Here is a 22076-nt window from a genome sequence, read left to right as displayed (position 1 = left end):
TCTTAAATCCAAGAATATTTTCAATCCGATCCATTGCATCCTTTTTTACTGATATACTCAGCGACTTCCTTCATAGCCTGATAATTATCAATCTGCACACTTCCCATATTACCACTCTTTTCAATCTTACGGTCAATAAATACAACTGGGATTGATAAATCTGCAAGTAGCTTGTTACTGGTCGCATAATCCGAACTGACATAAATGATCCCATCTACCATTCTGGATTTTAACACATTCAAAAACTTTTCTTCCTGCACCGCATTATGATCCTTGATTTTTGTTTTGTCAATATTCTAATCAGCCTACACTTACTTTTACTCCGCCTTCACAGCCCAGCGCATCTTCGTAGATCTTGCACGCCCATTCTGTGCACACTCTTCTGCCGAAGGCCGGACTACATCTTTGGCATATTCGGAATAAACTCCCTCGCGATATCCTGCTTTTAAAGCTTTCTTCACCAGTTTGTCTTCTCCTGAATGGAATGTCAGAATTGCTACTCTTCCCCCCGGTTTCAAAGTGCCCGGCAGTTTTTCCATAAATTCATAGAGTACTTCAAATTCATGATTCACGTCAATTCGAAGTGCCTGAAAAGTCCGCTGACAGGTCTTCCTGATGATATCTTTTTTCTCCTTATTTTCCGGAAGGAAAGACAAGGTCTGTTCGATCACCTGACGTAGCTTTGTCGTAGTATCAATCCGGTGTCCTTTCCGGATTTCTTCGGTGATTGCCTTTGCCAGTTCTTCACAATACGGCTCATCCGAATTTTCATATAACATCCCGGCAAGTTCTTCTCTTGAAATTGTATCCAGTCTCTCGGCTGCACTGATCCCTTTTTCCTGATTCAGTCGCAGATCCAGAGGTCCGTCCACTTTGAAAGAAAATCCTCTCTTCGGGTTGTCAATCTGCATGGAAGACACACCCAGATCAGCCAAAATAAAATCAAATCCCCCAACTTCTTTTGCAATCTCATCGATAGTACAAAAGTTCTGAAGACGGATTGTTAAAATATCCTCCCCAAATCCCTGTTCTTCCAGACGTTTTTTTGTCTTTGCAGATTCTTCCGGATCTACATCTGTCGCGTAAATGTGCCCCTTTCCTTCCAGACATTTCAGCATCGCTTTTGTATGTCCGCCATAGCCAAGCGTTGCATCAAATCCCACCTCTCCCGGCTGGATCTTCAAGAAGTCAAGAATTTCCTGCACCATGATCGAAATGTGCATTCCGGCAGGTGTATTTCCTTTCTGAATGACATGTGCAATCATGTCCTGATATTTCTCCGGCTGTAATTCTTTGTATTTTTCTTCAAATTTTCGTGGATATTTCCCCTTGTACCTTGTGCGGCGCTTGTGAACACCTTGCTCAGTGTTCTTTTCCTGTTCTGACATGCATTGTCTCCTTACTTGTTAATTTATTTTTGGTTTTTTCGAATCTCTGGTCAACTCCATCGATTTTGTTGACTCATTGCCATTTTCTCAACGTTTTCCATATTTTTCTTAATATTATTTTGTTCGACTGTAACTTGAACAGCTGCTACTTTTAACTGACCATCCATTTTGCCTTCTTTCTTCAAAATATTAATTTGTTTAAACTCACTATACTCTATCACTCTATCAGCGTAAAGCATTTTTTACAAATCGTCCTATTTTTGTGCATATACAGTTTTGAGTTGTGCATGTTGCATAATTTTTCTTTTTACCTATTAACTGAACAAATTTAAGGTTAACAACTGAATAAAGCTATGTTTTCAGGTTGTTTTTCGAGGTGTTATTATAAATATAACATTTTAATCTGGCAGGCTTCTCTCCAAACAGAGTCGTCCATATCCCACCTCACGGTTCGGATACTTTCCAAATCCCGGCAACTCTCTCGCCCCGCGCCGGAGATACGCCTTCACCTTCTCCCCATACAAAAACGGATCATTTCCTCTTACGATCCCCCATTCCATCAAAAGTGCCGATGCTCCTGTCACAAACGGCGTTGCGAAAGAAGTTCCACTCACCACTGTCATCCCTCCGCCAACTGCTGTCGTCCTTACGTTCACTCCCGGTGCCACAAGATCCGGTTTCGTCCTTTCATCCTGCCAGGTATATCCTCTTCCTGAAAAAGATGCATAGGAAAAAGCAAGCGCATCATACGCCCCAACCGATATCACTTTATCTGCAGTCGAAGGAATCGTTAAGGTCACTTCTTCATCCGGATACAAAAATCCTGTCCCCCGGTTCAATACATTCTCACTTGGCAACCACAGATCATACTGCCCTTCCACAACCCTTGTCGGATTCAAAATGATCTGCCAGACTCCCGACGTAATATAATCTGTCACCGGAATCATATCAATATAAATCTCCTGCGCGACATTATACGGGCTCGGTTTTCCATAATATAATAAAATCTCCGTTTCCCCGATCCGGAATCTCTGTGAACCGAGAACAGATTGTATTGGACCGATCCGCGTCCCCGCAGGAGATACAAATGAAATTTCCACTTCGTCCGTATACGCTTTCCAGATCTGAATATTCAATGTTGGTTCATCTGCCTGTACTGCGAGCTGTATTCTTTCTTCTTTTCTTTTCTGCAGCACCCCGGAAGTATGCCCGGCACTTGCTGCTTCATTTCCGGTCCCCACACAGATCACACTCTTCCAGAAATTCGACAGATCATCAATATACCGTTCTACCAGACTCCTGCCGTCATGAGAACCATATGTATTTCCAAAACTCAGATTGATCGCCACCGGCATCCGAAATTCCAGTGCTTTCCTCACCACATAATCCATCGCCTGCATCAGTTCTGTCGTCCGTGGAAATCCGTCTGGCATAGGCGACCCCATTTTTACCACAATCAGCTCACTCTCCGGTGCCACACCGGCATACAGATTTCCGCTTCCTCGCCCATTTCCGGCAGCAATCCCTGCAACTGCAGTCCCATGACCGGATATATCCTGACTTGGTACCATTCTTTTCCTTTCCTCTGACGAATCAGCCTCAAGTGCCCTGTTAATCTGCTCCTCGGTAAATTCCACTCCCATCCGATAACCTTTTGGTGGATTCTTCTCTTCATCCGCATTCGGTCTTAATGACTGATCCCACATCACCCGTATTCTCGTCGTTCCATCTGCATTCCGAAAATCTTCATTCGCATAATCAATCCCCGAATCAATTATCGCCACAAGGACACCCTGTCCACGCAGATCAAGAAAGCGGGTATCCTGCACCTCATTGATACAGGATACCCGCTTCCCATTTGCTATTTGAAAAAATAAACGTTTCGGTTTCTCTATATATTCTACCTCAGGAATATCTGAAAGTAAATCAATCCTGGACTGGCTGATCCGAATGATCGCGTACTCATTCTGAAGTTCAACCACCTGGATTGCCAAGGCTCTTACCTGATCCAGATTGCCCGAATATTTAATAATCAATTCCCATTCCCTGTCAATCGGATGATACCCGACATCCAGGTTCAATGATTTTTCTCTTTCTTCTTCCGTCGCTCCAAGTGCCAGATTTAAAAGATTTTCCAGTTTCTGATCTTCCATATCTTCTTACGCCCTGTAAGTTATTCCTGATATTTTATGATGACCATTCCGAAATTATTTCTGTATTTTATGCTACATTTTCTGCAGCCTGCTTTTTATTTGCAGGCTTTCCTGCTTTTCTCTTATCATATGCTGCAAATAATCCTGCGAGAAGTGTTCCTGAAATAGAATGCCATGTACAGGATACAGCACAGATAATTGCGGATTCCGGTGCCACCGCAAACTGTGCCGTTGTGGTTGCAAGGTTGGTAGCAAGTCCGGCGTTCTGCATTCCAACTTCGATGGAGATTGTTCTCTTCTTTGCAGTATTCATACCAGTCAGTCTTCCTGCGCCGTATCCCAGCAGATATCCAAGTCCATTATGAAGAAATACTGCCACAAAAATTACAACTCCTGATTCAAAGAATTTGTCTCCCTGCGAAGAAACCACTCCGCCAACTACACATGCAAGTCCAAGTACTGCAACTCCAGGCATCACTTTCTGAAGCTCTGTAAATGTTTTTTTCTTTCCAAACAGATAATTCAGTAAAAATCCAAAAGCTACCGGAACAATAACGGTCTCAACAATAGATACAAACATCGGAAGTCCTTTGATCGTAATATGTGTTCCGCTTGCAAGAAGTGAAACCATAAGCGGTGTCATAACCGGTGAAATGATTGTGGATACCGTAGTCATTCCTACGGAAAATGCCACATCTCCGCCACACAGATAAGACATGATATTGGAGGATACACCACCCGGACAACAGCCTACAAGGATCAGACCAAGTGCAATTCCATCCGGAAGCTGAAGTACTTTCGTCAGTGCAAATGCAAGAAATGGCATGATCAGATACTGCGCGATTGCGCCGATACAGATATCAAAAGGTCTCTGTGCCAGAATCTTAAAATCTTCGGTTGTCAGTGTCAGTCCCATGCTGAACATGATGATTCCGATGATGATCGACTGACAGGTGAACTTGTTGGATACCGGATCAACGAACAATGGGTTATTTACCCATCCCATCATTGCCGGTACAAAGAATGTGACTACTGCAATAGCGATTACCACCAATGATGTATAGTCTGATAAAAATTTGCTTGCTTTTTGTAATGCTTTCATTACAGTTTCCTCCTTTTTCTTTTCGTCCACGCAAAACTGTTCTTCTAATCTTCCGATAACAAAATTCACAGGATTTTTTTGTATACACAGCAACAAAAAAGTCCCTTTCCAGAATCAATCTGAAAAGGGACGAATAAAATCCGCGTTACCACCCTAATTCCACAGATAATAATCTGCGGCACTTCACATACCAACATATGCTATCCATATAACGGTGGATCCCGGCAAAGTCTACTTGCAGATATTTTTTCTGCTTTGGACCCGCTTCTTAGAGAGGATATCCTTATCCGGTTATTACCTGTTCACACCATCCACAGGCTCTCTGAAAATAATGACGGATACGACTTTGTTCTCATCAACGAATTTTGGTGAACCATATTTACTTTAACAGTTATTATAGTCTTCTCTTCGGAAATGTCAAGAAGAAATTTTAATTAAATCCGACAATTCTTCTCGCCACAATGTACGCCAGAGACGAAATCTTTCTTCCTGATCTGCCTGGAAGATTCATGGTCTGTCCAAGGATTCCGTAACGGATCTTCCAATAAGTTCTGTAGTGATTCTTCTTCAGATACTGCCACAGCTCCCGTTTCTTTTCCAGATTCTCTGCATTTTTGGAACGAATCAGAAGAATCGAAGATACCGTCATCATAATTGCAAGATAATTAGTCATATAGGTCCGCAGTTTTTTATTAGAAATCTTGCGCATATCATACATATCAATCATGCACTTTGTGACAAAGATCTGCTGATCCACACGACTGATCATCACCTTTTCATTGACAGACTGATCTTCTCTTCCAATGTAATAACGATAAAAATCCACATCCATGTAATACATCTTACGCACATGCGGAAGTGGATAGTAAACATAAATATTGTCCACATAAAATGTATGCTTCGGCAGCCTGAGCTGACATAATTTCAGGAAATCTGTCCGGTAAATAACAGAATGCATCAGAATATACTGTCCCAGATGGAAATGTTTCACATCATTCCAGCCAAAAATCTCTTCCTGTGGAAGCACATTCTTGTACTCAATCACTTTCTTGTGCTCCATTCCTTCTTTTTCGTATACATAATTGGCAAGCAGCATATCCACCTGCTTTTCTTCCTCTTCAAACTTTTTCAGAACATCCAGGATCTTGTACAGTGCTTCTTCATCTACCCAGTCATCACTGTCCACAACTTTAAAATATTTTCCCTCTGCGTGGTCAAGACCTGCATTGACCGCATCTCCGTGTCCACCATTTTCCTTATCAACTGCACGGACGATCGTCGGATACTTTTCTTCATACTCATGTGCAATCTTTGAAGTATCATCCTTTGATCCGTCATTAACTATGATGATCTCTACATCTTCTCCACCTTTTAAAATAGATTCCACTGCCCGGTCCATATAAGCTGCCGAGTTATAACACGGAATCGCAAACGATATATATTTCATGTGTATTCTCCTTCTCAATTTAAAGCTCACGTTCCTAGTATAGCCTAATTTTTTTTGTTTTCCAACTGATATTGTAAATTTCACATTTTTCGGCTATAGTTAAAGCTATATGATTACTATGAATAAAGAGGAGGATTTCAACTATGAATCACAATTTACTGGTCGGACAATCAGGTGGTCCTACTGCTGTAATCAACGGAAGTCTTTATGGTGTTGTCTCAGAAGGTCTGGCAAATCCGGAGATTGATAATGTCATCGGTATGATCAACGGTATCGAAGGTTTTCTTGCCAATCACACAATGGACATGGCACCTTTAAAAGAAAATGGCGAACTGGAACGTATCCGCACCACACCGGGTTCTTATCTTGGTTCCTGCCGTTATAAATTACCGGAAGATCTTTCTGATCCGGTTTATCCTGAACTTTTCCAGAAATTTACCGAAAAAGAAATCAGCTATTTCTTCTATATTGGCGGAAATGATTCTATGGATACCGTAAGTAAATTATCCCGCTACGCAGCAACAGTCGGAAGTGATATCCGCATCATCGGAGTTCCGAAAACCATCGACAACGATCTGGTTCTGACCGATCATACCCCGGGCTACGGAAGTGCTGCCAAATATGTTGCTTCTACAGTACGCGAAATTGCAATTGATGCCTCTGTCTATGATAATAAACCATCTGTCACCATCGTCGAGATCATGGGACGCCATGCCGGATGGCTGACTGCCGCAAGCGTTCTTGCCCGCAAATTTAAAGGCGATAATCCGGTTCTTATTTATCTTCCGGAAGTTGCTTTCTCCCCGGATGCATTTATCGAAAAGGTAAAAGAAAAGCTTACTAAAACTTCTAATCTCGTTGTCTGCATTTCCGAAGGAATCAACGATGGTAACGGAACCTTTGTCTGCGAGCTTGCAAGTGATGTCGGCACAGATACTTTCGGTCATAAAATGCTGACTGGCTCCGGAAAGTATCTTGAAAATCTCGTAAAAGAAAAGCTTGGTATCAAAGTACGCTCTGTGGAGCTCAATGTCTGCCAGAGATGCTCTTCCTCCTGTTTATCTGCCACAGATCTGGACGAAGCCGCTGCTTCCGGCCGTTTTGCTGTAAGTGCCGCTTTAGATGGTGAAACAGGAAAGATGATCAATTTTATCCGTAAGAGTGATGACCCATACATCCTTGAATTCGGAACTGCAGACGTAAACGAAATCTGCAATAAAGAAAAAGCTGTTCCTGAAGAATGGATCACAAAAGACGGTTCCGACATCGGAGATGAATTCATCGCTTATGCCCGTCCACTGATCCGGGGAAGTGTAGAAGTACCTATGAAAGATGGACTTCCATACTTCGCATTCCGCAAATAGTCTTGTTCACAATTTGTTCATTTATCTTTCAAAAATCCTTCATTTGTTAAACACTCTTTCTTCACAAGTGTTTTATATACTAGAATCATCAAATGAAGAACATAAAAGATAAAAGATTTCAAACAAATCATTTAATAAGACGTGCAGAAGTTAATAATAGAATAACTTTTTCATAATACATGCCGGGGGCTTTTAAGTCACCCGGCATCCTCCCTTTTATGGGACTTTTTCAAAAATTTCTTTCAGCGTTTTATTCTCCAACCCGGATATTTTCTCCATCGATCACAATTTTATATTTTCCCTGAAGCTGTTTAAACGCTTCTGATTCTGCAAGCTCAGGAACTGCTTGGATGGCCTTTTTTACTGCTTCTGCACATAATTCTCTTTCCATTTCCGGATTCTCACAATAACGCTCCAGATAGTTCATCCACAACCTTTCTGAATCCGGTAATACTTCAACCGCCTCTCTGCTGATCTCCCACACTTTCTCATATTCCTGCGCTTCTTCATAAATCAACTGCAGCTTTTCATAAATCTCTTCTAATTCTTCTTCATTCGATTCTAATTTTCTGATCTGTTCATATTGTTCAGCTGCTTTTAAATTCTCACCAAGTTTAAAATAGCTTTCTGCAAGATATTTTCTGACCTCACACTCCTTTTCTCCATTTGTATCCCACCGGTACCACGCCTGTCTTCTAATCATCTCCTCACCAATTCTCTTTGTCAGCCTGTGCCATTTTTCACTCTCTTCCAGAACACTTACCTTCAATAGCGGGTATTGGTACAAATACACTTTCATCTGTATTTTTTCTGCACGTTTCTCCAATTCATCTAATATTTTTTTTACTGCATCTTCTGCGTTTAATCCATCCTCCTGCTGTATACTCCCTTCTTCCAGACTCGCTATGACTACCCGGTATGCATCGGAAAACTCTGTCTCCTGCATTTCCTTATCGAGACTATCCAGGCTGTTCACATAATCTTCCCACGCTACATAATAAATAAGTCCCATTTCCAGATAAGGACTGTCCCCATTTTGTTCCACAACCTCTTTTGTCTCCTTTTTCTCCTTTACTCCTTCCTGAACTCCCGCCTCTGGCTGATCCTGATCCGCTGCAATCGCTTTTGTTTCCGGCTTTTTCACTGTCCCTCCGATGATTACTGCACTCATGATACAAACCGCCAGAATTGCAAGCAAAATCTTTTTTGCCGAAACCTTATCCCTCGGTCTTTCCATTTCCCTTTCCAGAAAACCAATTTCTTTTTGCATATTTTTTAATACTTTTATGGCATTTTTCCCACTGCTATAACACTTTCCAAGCATTCTTTTCCAGACTCGCTCTTCTTTCCGTGTAAATGCCTTTGGATCCAGACATTTTTCTGCTGTAAATTCCATTATCTTTGCCAGACCATACAGATCATCCGACCGTTCTGTCTTCTGCGAAAGAACCCTTTCTTTCCTTACAAAAAGCATACGAAGCTTTTTCTTCTTCATCTGCTTTAAAAGTTCCTCGTTTTCCGGTTCATTGATATCCAGAAGACAAAGCATTCCGTCTCCGGTTATGATCACTGCATATGGGTTCACATATCCATACGCCGCATCCTCATTTCCACAACGATAATACTGTTCCAGCTGTTTTGAAAGCTGTCTGATCCAGTCAAATACTGTTTCTTTTTCCACCCGGATCCCCTGTTTGATATACTCCATCAAAGAACAGCCTTTTGCATAGTCATTTACCATATAACTCCAGCCATTCTGATCCACAAAACGGAGTACCGCATAGTCTCTTCTTTCTTCCATCCTGTTCCTCCCTGTGTCTGTTCATTCATATTAACTTGTCCTGAAAATGTCACATCGAATCATGTGTCTGATATCATATACTTTTCTTGTGATCTGTTTCAAAGCAGAGAATGTCACCCGGCGTATCTTCAGAGTATTTCATTATACCGGATGCAATTTCCTATAAAATAAAATTAGAATCGAATTAGAGTGACTTCACTATACACTGACATCTGCCACTTTACAAGCAGAACTTTTTTTAATAATTCACAAACTTTTTGTTCTAAAATCAGTCACTGATCTTTTTATTTTCTATAATCCTCTGACAGTCACAAGGATTCCCTGTCTTGTGCATTCTGCCAGATTGGTTACTGTTCACAGTACCTGTGACCAGCAACGCATCTCGCCATTTTAAATCGCCTTTGGCGATGGGCGAGATGCCATTCAAGATAAAACGTGCATCCTCCGTGTCAATCAGCGTAGTGATTGACACGGGAGTGAACAGTAACCCGGACTGTACTTTTTCCCACTTGCTTTTCACTCCCGTATCGCTTATCCTTTTATTGAATATATTTATGAAAGAAGGCATACCTATGGCTCAATCTTCACATGTACTTCACGAAATCCATCCTGTATTTAACACAGACTCCCGCATTCTGATCCTTGGGAGCTTCCCTTCTGTAAAATCACGGGAAAGTCAGTTTTTCTACGGGCATCCAAGAAACCGTTTCTGGGATCTTCTTGCCACACTTACAGGTGAACCACTTCCTGCCGACATAGAAGAGAAAAAATCACTGCTCCTTGCACACCACATTGCCGTCTGGGATGTGATCGCCTCTTGTGATATCGAAGGCTCCAGTGACAGCAGTATCCACAATGTCGTTCCCAATGACCTTTCAGAGATTCTTCAGACGGCATCCATCCGGCAGATTTTCACCAACGGTGGCACTGCATACCGCTTATATAAAAAATACTGTTTTCCACAAACTCAGCAAAAAGCAATCTGTCTGCCATCCACAAGTCCGGCAAATGCAGCCTGGTCAAAGAAACGCCTGCTTACCAAATGGAATCAGATCTGTCCTTATCTCGAATAAGAACCAGCAAACCGGCTTTAATCGCCCCGTTCAAAAATGAGGTCAAGATTTTTTGAACTTTTTTCATTTTAATACTTGACATATTATTTTTTCTGATGTATACTTAATTTTGTTGTTGAGCAACACAGTTCAACACACGATATAAATGTGCGTTTAGCTCAGCTGGATAGAGCGTTTGGCTACGGACCAAAAGGTCGGGGGTTCGAATCCTCTAACGCACGCTGTAAGAGGTCTTTCGTGAGAAAGACCTCTTTTTTATATTTGCCAAGCTGGGCACATATAAAAAGTGCCCTGACAATTTTCATACCAGGACACATTCATTTCATTTCTTTTCGTTTTTCCACTCTGCATTCTATCCAAGTGCCACATCCAGCGTCGTTCCAATAAAAGGGATCATGATCCCGGTAAATAAATTCATGCTTTAAACTGCTGCTCCTGCTTCCTGTGTTAAAATTTCTGTCAGAGCCGCACCACTGCTTGTATGGCTGCGAACCACCTTCGCATTGCTTCTTTTTGCCTCATCAAGCGCGGTTTTTACCATCTTGTGCGATACTGTATTTGTAAAAAGTACAAACAGGTCAGGCTGTCCAAGCTGCTTATTCAGATCGGCAGACATATGCGTAAATACTTTAGCTTTACATTTAAACTGTTTGCATATTTTTTTATACTGACAGACCATTCTGTCATGACCTCCTACAATTACAACGCTCATTCTTATCCATCTCCTTAATTCATTCTAATAACAATTGTGATTTTTTTGTATGCCGCCCCGTAGAAACGGAGCGGCTCTTTTTTGATGATTATTTAGCTTTTAATTTTTGATTTTTATTTGTTTTTGATTTGATTATAATTTTATTTGATTATTTAGCTTTTTCGGTTTTCTGTTTTATTTAAAAGGTATTCGTATCTCTTATAAGCCAGCCACCTCCCTGCCGAGTGACTCACACTCATCTATTGCATCTGCTCCCGGTGTTCCGTGGCAGATAAGTCCTTCTCCGCCGACGATCTGTGCGCCAGCCTGTTCCATTCTTTCAGCCCATGTACGCATCCATTCGCCGTCTCCCCAGTCATAGGATCCAAACAGGGCAACCTTTTTTCCTGATGCAAATCCTTCCAGTTCAGATACAAACGGTTCTACCGTTCCGTCTTCCAGTTCTTCAGCTCCCATTGCAGGGCATCCAAGTACCCAGACAGCCTGATCTTTTAAATCAGCAGGCGAAATAGTTTCCATCGGTACTACATCAGCACTTTTCCCTGCTGCTGTAATTCCTGCTCCAATTGCCTGTGCCATTGCTTCTGTATTTCCTGTTCCGCTCCAGTATGCTACACAAATATCACTCATTTTTAAATTCTTCCTTTCTTTTTTCTTTCTATCATCTACCAGGTTTTATTCCTTTATGCAGGCTGTATGTCAAATGGCTGTCTCACGCTTCTTGCTGCATGCCACAGATCCTTCCCTGCCTGCATTTCCCTGATAAATTCCTCTTTTACAACGTTGTAGATAGAAAACATTTTCTTGCGTTCTTCTACGTTCTCATACACTTTCCAGTATCCCTGATAAAGGAAATCTTTTCCGTTGTGCTCAATAAACCCTTTCACATCTGCAAGTGGATATCCGAGGAAAATTCCAAGTTCATGTGGAAATTCTGCACTTCCATGCTGATATCCTTCAAATCTCAGATTCATGATCTGAAGCATCTGCGGAAACTCAAATCCCCGATAACCAAGTGTATCAAGAAATTCGCTGTATTCTTTTTTTTCAAGGATTTCAAGAATCTCTTCTTCTCTGTAGATCAGCCATACTTTTCGGACTCCGCTGTCGCAAAGCATGCTGTATGAAATTCCCAGCTCTTTCAGACTTTCCGCAACTTCCTTTTCACTTACATTTTTCAAGGTCAGAATATTGGATGGCTTTACACCGGTCAATACCGGAGCACACTGCCATGCAATTTCCATCTGAGCAGATGTCTGTACATCTTTCTGCATCCAGTTCATGTTGTTTTCCTCTTGTATGAGTTTGTTTAAATTTATTTTAGTTAGCTTTTTCTAACTATTTATAGTCTACTATATTAGTGGGATTTTGTCTATAGGAATTTTTGAAAAGTTTTCTCATTAACCCGTAATTTATGTTTTTACAACATACATTCTATCTGCCCTGGAAATATATCTTACTGTAATTTTGTAATCATTTCTGCAAAAAAAAAAGTGTATCAAAGTTTTTCAACCTTGATACACTGTATTTTTACAATTAACAGTCTTCCGCAATCTTATCAATCAGTCTCACTGTATCTTCCCATCCAATACACGGATCCGTAATCGATTTACCATATACCATATTTCCGCCGATATCCTGTCTTCCTTCTACCAAGTAGCTTTCTACCATTACACCTTTGATCAGTTTTTTCAGCTTTGAATCATAATTTCTTGTGTGCAGTACCTCGCTTACGATTCTGAGCTGTTCTTTGTACTGCTTGTTAGAATTGGAATGATTGGCATCAATGATCGCTGCAGGATTCTTCAAATTCTTCTGCTCATACATATCCAGAAGTCTCTTGCAATCCTCATAATGGTAATTTGGAATCGTTGTGCCATATTTATCCACGCCGCCCCGCAGGATCACATGTGCCAGATCATTCCCACCTGTCGTCACATCTTGCCCACGATAAATGAAGCGGTGCGGTCCCTGTGCTGCAACAACAGAATTGAGCATTACCGATAAATCTCCACTTGTCGGATTCTTCATCCCAATCGGGATATCCATTCCGCTCGCAGTCAAACGGTGCTGCTGGTTCTCAACCGAACGCGCACCAATCGCTTCATAAGAAAGAATATCATCCAGATAACTTCTGTTCTCCGGATAAAGCATCTCATCTGCTGCTGTCAGATAAGTCTCCTGCATGGCTCTGATATGCATTTTACGGATTGCAATGATTCCGGCAAGCAGATCCGGTGCCTGCTCCGGATCCGGCTGATGCAGCATTCCCTTGTATCCCTCTCCGGTTGTACGTGGCTTGTTCGTGTAGATTCTTGGAATGATCATCAGCTTATCCGATACTCTGTCATTTAACTTTGCAAGCCTGTTCACGTACTCACATACCGAATCTTCATTGTCCGCCGAACATGGCCCGATGATCACCACGAATTTGTCTGATTTCCCTGTAAAAATATCACGGATCTCCTCATCCCGCTTCGCCTTGATAGCTTTTAATTTATCCGATAACGGATATTCGTTTTTCAGGTCTGCCGGTAATGGCAGCTCTGCGTTCACTCTCATTCCCATTGTATTATCCTCCTGCATGTATTTTTCTAGTCCTGATAATATCTTACCATATCTCTTGTAATTTCTGAAACAGAATGTGCACCGCACATCTGCATGGCATCTTTGAGTTCTGCTCCCAACTTATCAATGTAAAGCTTCACACCTTCTTCTCCACCGCCATAGACCGCTACAACAAACGACCGGCAGATCAGTACACCGTCAGCACCGAGTGCAAGTGCCTTAAAAATGTCTGTACCGGAGCGAATCCCTCCGTCAACCAGAATCTTCATAGAACCGTTCACTTCTTTTACAATCTCTTCCAGCACTTCTGCAGTTGCCGGACACTGATCCAGCACTCTTCCTCCGTGATTAGATACGATGATCGCATCGGCACCTGCTTCTTTTGCTTTTCTCGCGCCTTTCGCTGTCATCACGCCTTTGACGATAAATGGTCTTCCAGCCATCTTCACAATCTCGGAAAGCTCCTGTACATTCTTGCTTCCTGCCGGCGGATTCATATTTTTCAGAAACGGAAGTCCTGCCGCATCAATATCCATCGCTACCGCAAATGCTCCTGACTTCTTCACCAGTTCCATCTTCTCCCGGACAGTATCCAGATTCCAAGGCTTTACTGTAGGTATCCCACATCCATCATTTTCACGGATTGCCTCCGTTGCAGCCTCCATTACCTTTGCATTCACTCCATCTCCGGTAAATGCGGCGATTCCGGCATCTGCACAGGCTGATACCAGTACATTGTTATAAGAAACATCATCATACCTGTCACTGTAGTGCAGATTCACGGCTCCAACCGGTCCTGCAAAGAACGGCATCTTAAATTCCTTTCCAAATAAATTCACAGAAGTGTCTGCCTCTCCGCCATCACAGATCGTATCCATGTTCACGCGGATCTCCTGCCACTTTTTATAATTTCTGATCGCAGTATCACCAACACCTTTTGCGCCCGGTCCCGGTATCTGGTTTTTACATGCTCTTCCATCACAAACCGGACAGGCTTTGCAGTAAAGCCCCATAGATAATTTTGCGTTTTCCATCATTTCCTGATATGTCATATCATTCCCTGCTTTCTTTTGTTTTCCTGTATCTGACAGCTTCGACTTTCTGCCACGTTACTTAGTCAGTATGATATCACTTTTCTGTCTGTTCGACAAGAATACCTCCTTGTTTTTGACAGGATTTTCCCCTATAATAAAAACAGAACACTTGAATCATAAAGGAGACTTAACTTAGAATGAAATGCCCTGTATGCGGTCACAAAGTCCGCCCCAGCAAAAAATATCCCGGCAAATATCTCTGTGATACCTGCCGTAAAAGATTTCCGGCATCCGCTGTGATTCCGGATGATACAGATACCCGAAGTGCCAGATCTTCTGCTCATAAGCATGGATCTGTTTCCGGAAAAAAGCGCCCGGTTACCAGACAGCAGGCTTTTTTCGACGATCCCCTGAACGGACCGGAGATCTACCACAGCACAGCTGCTGCCATGCGCAGCATGCGTAAAAATGTTCCGGAAGCAGAAGAAGCAGAAGCTCAGAAGAAAACCACTGAAAAAAAAGAGACTGAAAAAGTTTCTACAGACAAACCCTTTTCCGGAAATGAATCCTCCGTACAGGAGCATGCTCCAGTTCCAGAACCAGTTATCAGCTCCGGTCAGGAAGATGAACCTGCTGCCAAACCAACGCCAGTTTCCAAAAACGATACTGCAGGCACAAAGTCCGATGTATCTTCTGATGATGTAACTTCACCAGACCAGCTAACAAACCCCAAAAAGAAACACAAAAAAAGTCTGCCGTTTATCATCTTGATTCTCATCCTGATCATTATTGCGGTTATATTCCTTTTTCCCAAAATGCACACTTCTTCTGACAATTCTTCCGGCACTTCAACACCGAAGAAGACAGCTGATGCCACCAAAGAGATCTATAAGCAAAATGAGACCGCCGCATACAATGGCATTGAGATCACGATGGACAGCTACGTAGAATCCGAAGGAGATGACTGGTCTGTCCCGACAGAAGGCAATGAATTTATGTTTGTCCATATGACAATTGTCAATCAGACATCTGATGATCTGGTCATCAGCAGTATGGCAAGCTTTGAAAATTATTGTGACGATACCAAACTTGACTACAGTGCAGCTGCATTTACTGCTCTTGCAACCACAAGCGACCAGCCAAAGCTCGATGGAACGATCGCTCCCGGCGAAACCCTGGAAGGATATCTTTCTCTGGAAGTCCCACTGAACTGGTCTACCATCGAAATCCGATATACCGATAAGATCTGGTCTGATGATGCCGTTCATTTTCAGATCAAGCGTCAGGAGTAAACTACTACCTGCAGATACATGGATGGCAAAAGCAAGCTTCTTCGGAATTCTCTGTCAAATAAAAAAGGATGCAGCTCTAAGACTGTATCCTTTTTTATTTCAGAATCTTAAAGATTCACTCCGCGCATTTTTTCTTTCTTACTGCCCCTGCGATCACAATCAGAACGCCAAGACCTGTCAGTATCTTTCCTGCTGTCACTCCAGGCGCATGATACAAAATTCTGATTTTATGTTTTCCTGCTTCCAGATGAAATCCCAGAAACGCTTTATTCACTTTTTCACATTTCACCTTTACGCCATCTATCGTCATTTCAAACCCTTTATCAAACGGAATGGACGTAATGAACATTCCATCCTTCTGACTTTTGATTCTCCCCTGGATCAGATTCCCTTTCGTCTGCTCTTTATCCACCCTGAATACACTCTGATAAAGACCGGTATCTTCATTTAATACGCCGTTATATGCACTCATATCTTTAATCGTATACTCTCCTTTTCCAAGAGATAAACGGACCGTTTTCTGCCCCTTTTCCAGTCCTACTGCATAGGTAAATACGGTATTTCTGTTATAATACACATGCTGGATTGACGAAAGTTTATTGCGCTCTCCTTCCAGGGATATTTCGATATCCTCTTTCGGTTTTTTATTCTCGATTCGAAACTGTACAAACAGAACTCCATCTTTCTCTTCCTGTTCCGGGACAGCCACTTCGAACTCCTGTTGCTTTTTCATTTTCACCTGATATCCGTTTTCAGTCGGGACAACCAGTGAAATCCCGTTATTCTTTTCCGGAATCCGAAAATCACATTTCTCTATGTCTTCTGCCAGTTTTTCTTTCACCTGTCCTGCCGATACAGTTCCGTCCTTTGTCACAGCATATCTGGTAAATACCAGCTGATTATATGGGAAATCCAGTCTGTCATATTCCGCTTCCGACATCGTCTGATCCGTCTCATAGGCAATCGGTGCTGCATTTTCATTACAGTACACATCCCCTCCCCCGGTCATCCACTTTTTCTCATATCCCGGTATATTCTGACTGGAGATCAGATATTTCACTCCCATCAGCTGTCTGAATACCGGATTCTGCGAAACCGACTGCATCAGAAAATTTCGGTACGGCTGCTCTACCTGAAAATCATTTTTACGGAAATTCTGGTAATCAGCATTATAGGAAGACGAATACAGGGATGTAATATATTGCTCACTGTTCCACACACGATTCAGATTTTCCGCATTTTCCTCTTCATTTCCAACCTGCTCGACCCGGTAGAATCCACTATCTGATGTAATTACCTTGTCCACAGCTTTCCCGATGAACCGGCTGGTATCTTCCTCATATGCTTTCCTGCTCTCCAGATTTCCACTCTTTTCCCAGGAATAGCTTCCGGTAACAATAAGGCTCAGGATCACCGGTCCCAGAACGGCTACTGTCAGATACTTCCGAATCCATGCACTATACGCTTGTGCCACGCAGATCAACAGTGTTATGACTGCATCCAGCAAAAGTAGTTTCCAAAGGACTTCGCTTTTCACATCATCCTTCTTCAGATAAATATATATGATAATTGCCAGACATGGAAGAAGCATCCAGATTCTCGCTATTTTCTGATTTTTCAGCTTCTCCAGATATTTTGCCGTAAGATAGCACAGAAGCGGCAAAAACGGGATCAGCGACTTCGGTCTGATATAAAGTGCACCATTGAGCAGATACGAAAAAAACGGAACTGTCAGCACCACCAGACAACCAAGCGACAGGATCTTCTCATAAGCCTTTTTATAAAAAAGTCCGGTCAGCAAAATAATCAGCATCAGACAGCTAAGTCCCGGTCCATATGCCCCATACAGAAATTTTTCCAAATTGATCTGCGGTGTCAGAAGCTGCCAGATATCTGTTTTTTCTCCCTTGCTTCCGCTTCTCCCGAGAAGAGCCATCGCAGTCGGCACAAGAAGAACTCCTGCAAGCATGATTGCCGTCAGGATCCTTCCTGCAAACCGCAGTCCGTCACCTAGAAATCCTTTTACCGTAATCATCTCTTCTGCCCGCTCTTTTGTCCTTGCATACCGGTAAATTCCATATAGACCAAGCGCCAGTATTCCACCGATGCTGAAATAAAAACTTGTCATGATCATCAGAAAGGTTCCGCCGATCAGCAGACCGGATTTTTTCTGTTCAAAATATCGGTCGATTCCCAAAAATGTCAGACAAAGAAATGGCATATAATTTACAAACATAATCTGATGCGACGACTGATAGATCATAGGTCCTGCGAAAAGAAACATCAGCGCTGTCATCCCGCTTACCGCAGCTGTAAATTCCCGACTTTTCAGCCACCGGTACAAAATTATAACCGCTGCTGCCAGACAGACAATACTTGCCACCATCATATAATCCGACATCTTCACATTCGGCAGAAGATAACCGATCAAAACGACCGGACTAAACAATCCATAATAAGAAAAATTGTAAATATTCTGACCACCGCCAATATTTAATGCAAACTCAGGAAAGAACTGCCCTGTACGATAAAACTGCTGTCGGAAATATTCCGGGAACACACTGTGCTGACTGCTCCAGTCCACCTTTGCCCCGAAAATATTTCCTGCGCCTGTAGAGTACAGACAGGCGGCAACCGTAAGCAGGATCAGTGCCATTTCCCATAGCAGATCTTTTCTACGTTCTTTCATGCTTCTGCTCCTTATCATCGCTGGAATCCTTTAAAATAAAAATCGGACGTTTCTTCGTCTCAAGATAAGTCTTTGACAGATACTCCCCTACAATTCCGGTACAGAGAAGCTGTACTCCGCTGACCATGAAAATAATACAGGCAAGTGACGGCCAGCCGGATACCGGATCTCCCCAGTCCAGCGTCCTTACTACGATCACTGCGATCATAATAAAGGAAAGCACGCAGAACAGTACACCCACTACCGAATATTTAAACAGCTTCCACATGGACCACTTGGTTTTTCCGGCAGAGCGCTCAATATTATCGTACTGCAGCCATTTTGTACGAAATCCAACCCAGCCGAAGATTCCCTTTGAAAAACAATTATACTCGCTCATTTCCAGAACTGCCTGCACCATCTTCCGCTTCATCAGCCGGTAATCTCTCGCTCCATCTACAATCTCTGTCTTTGAAATAGCATTGACAAATTTGTAAAAGCTTTCTGACAGGAAAGAACGGATATGTGGCTCTCCGGTTCTTGTGACCCTTTTTGTCGCTACATTGTCGTATCCATCCTCCTGCAGGATCTCATACATCTCAGGTAATAGCGTCGGTGGATCCTGAAGATCTACATCCATAAGTGCAACATAATCGCCTTCCGATGCTTTCAGTCCTGCATAAATCGCAGCTTCCTTTCCAAAGTTTCTGGAAAATGAAAGATATCTGCACCTGCTATCCTTTTCATTCAGGTCTTTCATGATACCAAGCGTCGCATCTGATGAACCATCATCTACAAAAATCAGTTCAAATACAACATCCTTCATCTCGTCCATTACACGGCACATTTCTTTATAATAAACAGGCAATGCCTCTTCTTCGTTATAACATGGTACTACTACCGAAATCTTATCCATATTCTTCACCTCGGAAGTAGAGTTTACTCTCTTTTTATTAAATATGCACATCCATTTCCCTTAATATTTTCTGAAAAATTTCTAAACAGAAAATTACACTTTGAAAAAAGTGTGCTCCGGCACTTTCCAGTCCCAGGGCACACACATTTTCCATACCTTTATTCAACAATTGTATACTGAAGTAATTCATAATGAAGGCGGCTTCCTTCCCGGATCTCTTCCGGAAGAAGTGCTCTTGCTACCATCTTTGCCTCTTCCTCTGGCAGATTGGTCCGCTTCAGCATCGCATAATCTCCATCGATTCTCTCTACAATATAATCACAAACCAGCATCTTGTTCCTCCTCTTTTTTCTTCTATCTTAGCTCGCCACCGCTCTTTTTTCAACTACAAGCTCAGGAGTTACATTCTGATGCCGGTAAATACTCAGCAAAATTCCCATCAATACTGCTGAAACCATCTGACCACTTCGTCCATATCCGAAGAACAGACACCAGGCTCCCTGACCGAACCCGGATACCCCAATGTTCGCCAGCAGTGATAACAGAAACTGAATTGCCAGAACCATCACACAGCCAAATCCCATCATCATACCAAGCTGGTTCTTCTGCTTCAGCGCGCTTCTTAAAAACCAGCACAGCAAACCGGCAATTATTGCAATACAAAGAACCATCACAAGAATTCCACAATACCCCGCAATTCCAAGCATCATATAATCCGCGGAACTGATACGGTCCCCAGTCCAAAAGTCCTCTACTCCGGTGGCGCGTCCAACTGCCATACATTTCGACAGCAGTTCCCGTACTGCCCCAAGCGTTGTTCCTTCCATCATTTGTGACTTATTCACTGCAAACATCGCCAGGATACGGCTTTTCTGATATTCCGCACCAAAGAAGAAAAAATATGCCAGTATGCCAACCGGAACTCCAACAACACTGATACCTATTCCGGTCATCACCTTTGTAACCGCAACCTGATACCATCCCTTTTCCAGTGCCAGCATCAGCATAAAGACACAGGAAAGTCCAACCGTCCCTGCCATCACAAGATCCGGACAGGTGATCAGGATCCCTGCGATAAGCAGCATCCAGACTATGGCTTTAAGAACAGCACCATATCCTTCTCCCCGGTACCGATACAACACTGCACCATACAATGGAAGAAACAGCCAGCTCATCAGCGAAAGACTTACACTGAAGCCGCCGACTCCAATCCATCTTACTGCACCGTTAATCTGAAGGGCAAAAAAATGTCTCATCAGAACCATAAACAACAGATAACTGCCTGCCAAAAGCCTTGCGTGCTTCCCGATCCAGCTGTAATCCATATAACACACCAGGGTCATAACCGAAAATGCCATCGCAAGCCGGAATATCTGCCGGATTCCTGCGATATATCCATAACTTTCATTCTGTTTCAAAAAGAAAGCTGCAAACATTCCACTTAAAATCTGCATCAGAGCGATTACAAAAATTACTTTCCATGGCATCTTCGGTCTATGGATCTGATCCATCTCCACTCCGACTTCCACCGGATCACCCATCTCCTCCACAGCTGCCTTCTCAGCTTCTTCTTCCTTCATCCCTTCTGCCATAAAAGCCTGCTTTTGATCTTCAATATGATCTTCTACTTCCCTTACAATAACCGGACACATTTTCTTGCAGCGGATCTGACCGGTCATCAATTCCAGATAATCACGCCGTTCCAAAACACACACCTCCGATCACCTGTAAAATAGCCTCCGAATACTCTTTCCACTCTTTCTTTTTTGCCTGATACTGCTTTTTCCCATCTCTGGTAATCCGGTAATACTTCCTCATCTTTCCGCCGGTCTCCTGCTCATATACGGTAAGCCATCCCTTTTCTTCCATAGAATGCAGTAGCGGATATAAGGTTCCCGCTTTTAGTTCAAATACATTGTTTGACTTTCCTTTCAACGTATCGATCATCTCATATCCATACATATCCTTCTCTTCCAGAAGGCTTAAGATCAAAAGAGTCGTACTCCCTGATATCAGACTTTTATCAACTGCCATTTCTTTCTCCCTCCTTATATCGATTATCTATATACTTTGTACCTTCATATTATATCGACAATCTATATATGTCAACTGTTTTGCTGAAATTTATCTCTTCTTCAGAAGTTTTTAAGATATTTCAGGATTTCTTTATCTGCCCGTCACATTCTTTCCATAATTTCCCATTATACTAAATGCATAAAGTTAAGGGACGCCGGTAATCCTATATGATATAAACTCTGTAAGATTATCAGGATGTCCGCCTAAAAAATCAGGCATATGTCTTTGACCTATACCTTTTATATATATCTTCTCTCTACTCTGCCGATACAGTTTTGTATCGGCTCTTTTTTCATCTTATGAATTTTCAGCTTTCCGACACAGATATTCCTCATTTTCTCCTTAAGCTAAAAATTTAGCCGAAAAATTTTATTTTTTTCAAAAAAACACTTGTCAAAATCATATAGTTATGCTATTATAATTTTCGGTCACTGTTATAAAACAGTTCACCAAAATAGTTTTGGCTCCGTGGTCAAGCGGTT

Annotated in this window: 20 protein-coding genes, 2 tRNA genes and 1 other annotated feature (1 of these 23 running past the window's edge); of the genes, 5 read left to right on the top strand and 17 right to left on the bottom strand. The window is 42.3% G+C overall.

The window, feature by feature from the left end; all coding sequences use genetic code 11:
• Positions 1-20 precede the first annotated feature (20 nt).
• From PG418_RS05225 to PG418_RS05200, 6 genes are all read right to left on the bottom strand, one after another.
• The gene (locus PG418_RS05225; RefSeq protein WP_256171008.1) at positions 21-278 is read right to left on the bottom strand and encodes a type 1 periplasmic-binding domain-containing protein; all 258 of its coding nucleotides are present in this window, start codon (positions 276-278) and stop codon (positions 21-23) included.
• Positions 279-317: 39 nt separating this feature from the next.
• Positions 318-1388 (bottom strand): 16S rRNA (cytosine(1402)-N(4))-methyltransferase RsmH, encoded by a 1071-nt coding sequence (gene rsmH, locus PG418_RS05220; protein WP_055156036.1) that lies wholly within the window; start codon positions 1386-1388, stop codon positions 318-320.
• 50 nt (positions 1389-1438) lie between these two features.
• Positions 1439-1627 (bottom strand): hypothetical protein, encoded by a 189-nt coding sequence (locus PG418_RS05215; protein WP_173687137.1) that lies wholly within the window; start codon positions 1625-1627, stop codon positions 1439-1441.
• Between the two features lie 159 nt (positions 1628-1786).
• On the bottom strand, positions 1787-3541 hold the full coding sequence (locus tag PG418_RS05210; RefSeq protein WP_498837165.1) for a S8 family peptidase: 1755 nt from the start codon (positions 3539-3541) through the stop codon (positions 1787-1789).
• Between the two features lie 67 nt (positions 3542-3608).
• Positions 3609-4643, bottom strand: coding sequence for a bile acid:sodium symporter family protein (locus tag PG418_RS05205; RefSeq protein ID WP_008369831.1), 1035 nt, complete (start codon positions 4641-4643; stop codon positions 3609-3611).
• Positions 4644-4765: 122 nt separating this feature from the next.
• Positions 4766-5011: a binding site (T-box leader), on the bottom strand.
• A 62-nt stretch (positions 5012-5073) separates the two neighbouring features.
• Complete coding sequence (locus PG418_RS05200) at positions 5074-6090, bottom strand: glycosyltransferase family 2 protein (protein ID WP_195255647.1); 1017 nt, start codon at positions 6088-6090, stop codon at positions 5074-5076.
• A gap of 143 nt (positions 6091-6233) precedes the next feature.
• Between PG418_RS05200 and PG418_RS05195 the strand changes: the two genes are divergently transcribed.
• The gene (locus tag PG418_RS05195; RefSeq protein ID WP_055262322.1) at positions 6234-7454 is read left to right on the top strand and encodes a 6-phosphofructokinase; all 1221 of its coding nucleotides are present in this window, start codon (positions 6234-6236) and stop codon (positions 7452-7454) included.
• Positions 7455-7704: 250 nt separating this feature from the next.
• On the opposite strand, the gene PG418_RS05190 is transcribed toward PG418_RS05195, so the two are convergent.
• Complete coding sequence (locus PG418_RS05190; protein WP_349096445.1) at positions 7705-9255, bottom strand: hypothetical protein; 1551 nt, start codon at positions 9253-9255, stop codon at positions 7705-7707.
• 572 nt (positions 9256-9827) lie between these two features.
• Here PG418_RS05190 and PG418_RS05185 point away from each other — a divergent pair.
• Positions 9828-10328, top strand: a complete 501-nt coding sequence (locus PG418_RS05185; protein WP_215634669.1) for a DNA-deoxyinosine glycosylase — start codon at positions 9828-9830, stop codon at positions 10326-10328.
• 147 nt (positions 10329-10475) lie between these two features.
• Positions 10476-10549, top strand: a tRNA-Arg gene (locus tag PG418_RS05180).
• 200 nt (positions 10550-10749) lie between these two features.
• Here the strand turns inward: PG418_RS05180 and PG418_RS05175 are convergent.
• From PG418_RS05175 to PG418_RS05155, 5 genes are all read right to left on the bottom strand, one after another.
• The gene (locus tag PG418_RS05175) at positions 10750-11040 is read right to left on the bottom strand and encodes a DUF2325 domain-containing protein (protein WP_008369822.1); all 291 of its coding nucleotides are present in this window, start codon (positions 11038-11040) and stop codon (positions 10750-10752) included.
• A 198-nt stretch (positions 11041-11238) separates the two neighbouring features.
• Positions 11239-11670 (bottom strand): flavodoxin, encoded by a 432-nt coding sequence (locus PG418_RS05170; protein WP_008369820.1) that lies wholly within the window; start codon positions 11668-11670, stop codon positions 11239-11241.
• Positions 11671-11723: 53 nt separating this feature from the next.
• Entirely contained in the window at positions 11724-12323 is a 600-nt protein-coding gene (locus PG418_RS05165; protein WP_498837164.1) for a DUF3793 family protein, read from the bottom strand.
• Between the two features lie 253 nt (positions 12324-12576).
• Entirely contained in the window at positions 12577-13608 is a 1032-nt protein-coding gene (locus PG418_RS05160) for a 3-deoxy-7-phosphoheptulonate synthase (protein ID WP_055156021.1), read from the bottom strand.
• 26 nt (positions 13609-13634) lie between these two features.
• Positions 13635-14660, bottom strand: a complete 1026-nt coding sequence (locus PG418_RS05155) for an alpha-hydroxy-acid oxidizing protein (RefSeq protein WP_498837163.1) — start codon at positions 14658-14660, stop codon at positions 13635-13637.
• 179 nt (positions 14661-14839) lie between these two features.
• Here PG418_RS05155 and PG418_RS05150 point away from each other — a divergent pair, with 179 nt between their 5' ends.
• Positions 14840-15934, top strand: a complete 1095-nt coding sequence (locus PG418_RS05150; RefSeq protein WP_498837162.1) for a DUF4352 domain-containing protein — start codon at positions 14840-14842, stop codon at positions 15932-15934.
• Between the two features lie 115 nt (positions 15935-16049).
• Here the strand turns inward: PG418_RS05150 and PG418_RS05145 are convergent, their stop codons facing one another.
• From PG418_RS05145 to PG418_RS05125, 5 genes are all read right to left on the bottom strand, one after another.
• Positions 16050-18623 (bottom strand): YfhO family protein, encoded by a 2574-nt coding sequence (locus PG418_RS05145; RefSeq protein WP_498837161.1) that lies wholly within the window; start codon positions 18621-18623, stop codon positions 16050-16052.
• Entirely contained in the window at positions 18610-19518 is a 909-nt protein-coding gene (locus PG418_RS05140) for a glycosyltransferase family 2 protein (RefSeq protein WP_498837160.1), read from the bottom strand. The genes PG418_RS05145 and PG418_RS05140 overlap by 14 nt, the downstream gene beginning before the upstream one ends.
• A 158-nt stretch (positions 19519-19676) precedes the next feature.
• Complete coding sequence (locus PG418_RS05135; protein ID WP_055247602.1) at positions 19677-19850, bottom strand: hypothetical protein; 174 nt, start codon at positions 19848-19850, stop codon at positions 19677-19679.
• A 27-nt stretch (positions 19851-19877) separates the two neighbouring features.
• The gene (locus tag PG418_RS05130; protein WP_498837159.1) at positions 19878-21224 is read right to left on the bottom strand and encodes an FtsW/RodA/SpoVE family cell cycle protein; all 1347 of its coding nucleotides are present in this window, start codon (positions 21222-21224) and stop codon (positions 19878-19880) included.
• Positions 21211-21552 (bottom strand): PadR family transcriptional regulator, encoded by a 342-nt coding sequence (locus PG418_RS05125; protein ID WP_055156014.1) that lies wholly within the window; start codon positions 21550-21552, stop codon positions 21211-21213. Before PG418_RS05125 ends, PG418_RS05130 begins: the two co-directional genes overlap by 14 nt.
• A gap of 504 nt (positions 21553-22056) precedes the next feature.
• Between PG418_RS05125 and PG418_RS05120 the strand changes: the two genes are divergently transcribed.
• Positions 22057-22076: transfer RNA gene (locus tag PG418_RS05120), tRNA-Thr, on the top strand; it runs 65 nt beyond the window's last position.

Source organism: Bariatricus sp. TF06-38A (genome assembly GCF_027690675.1).
Classification (GTDB): Bacteria; Bacillota; Clostridia; order Lachnospirales; family Lachnospiraceae; genus Allocoprococcus; species Allocoprococcus comes.
The sequence above is the reverse complement of the archived record's forward strand: the minus strand, read 5'-3'. Positions and strand labels throughout refer to the sequence as shown.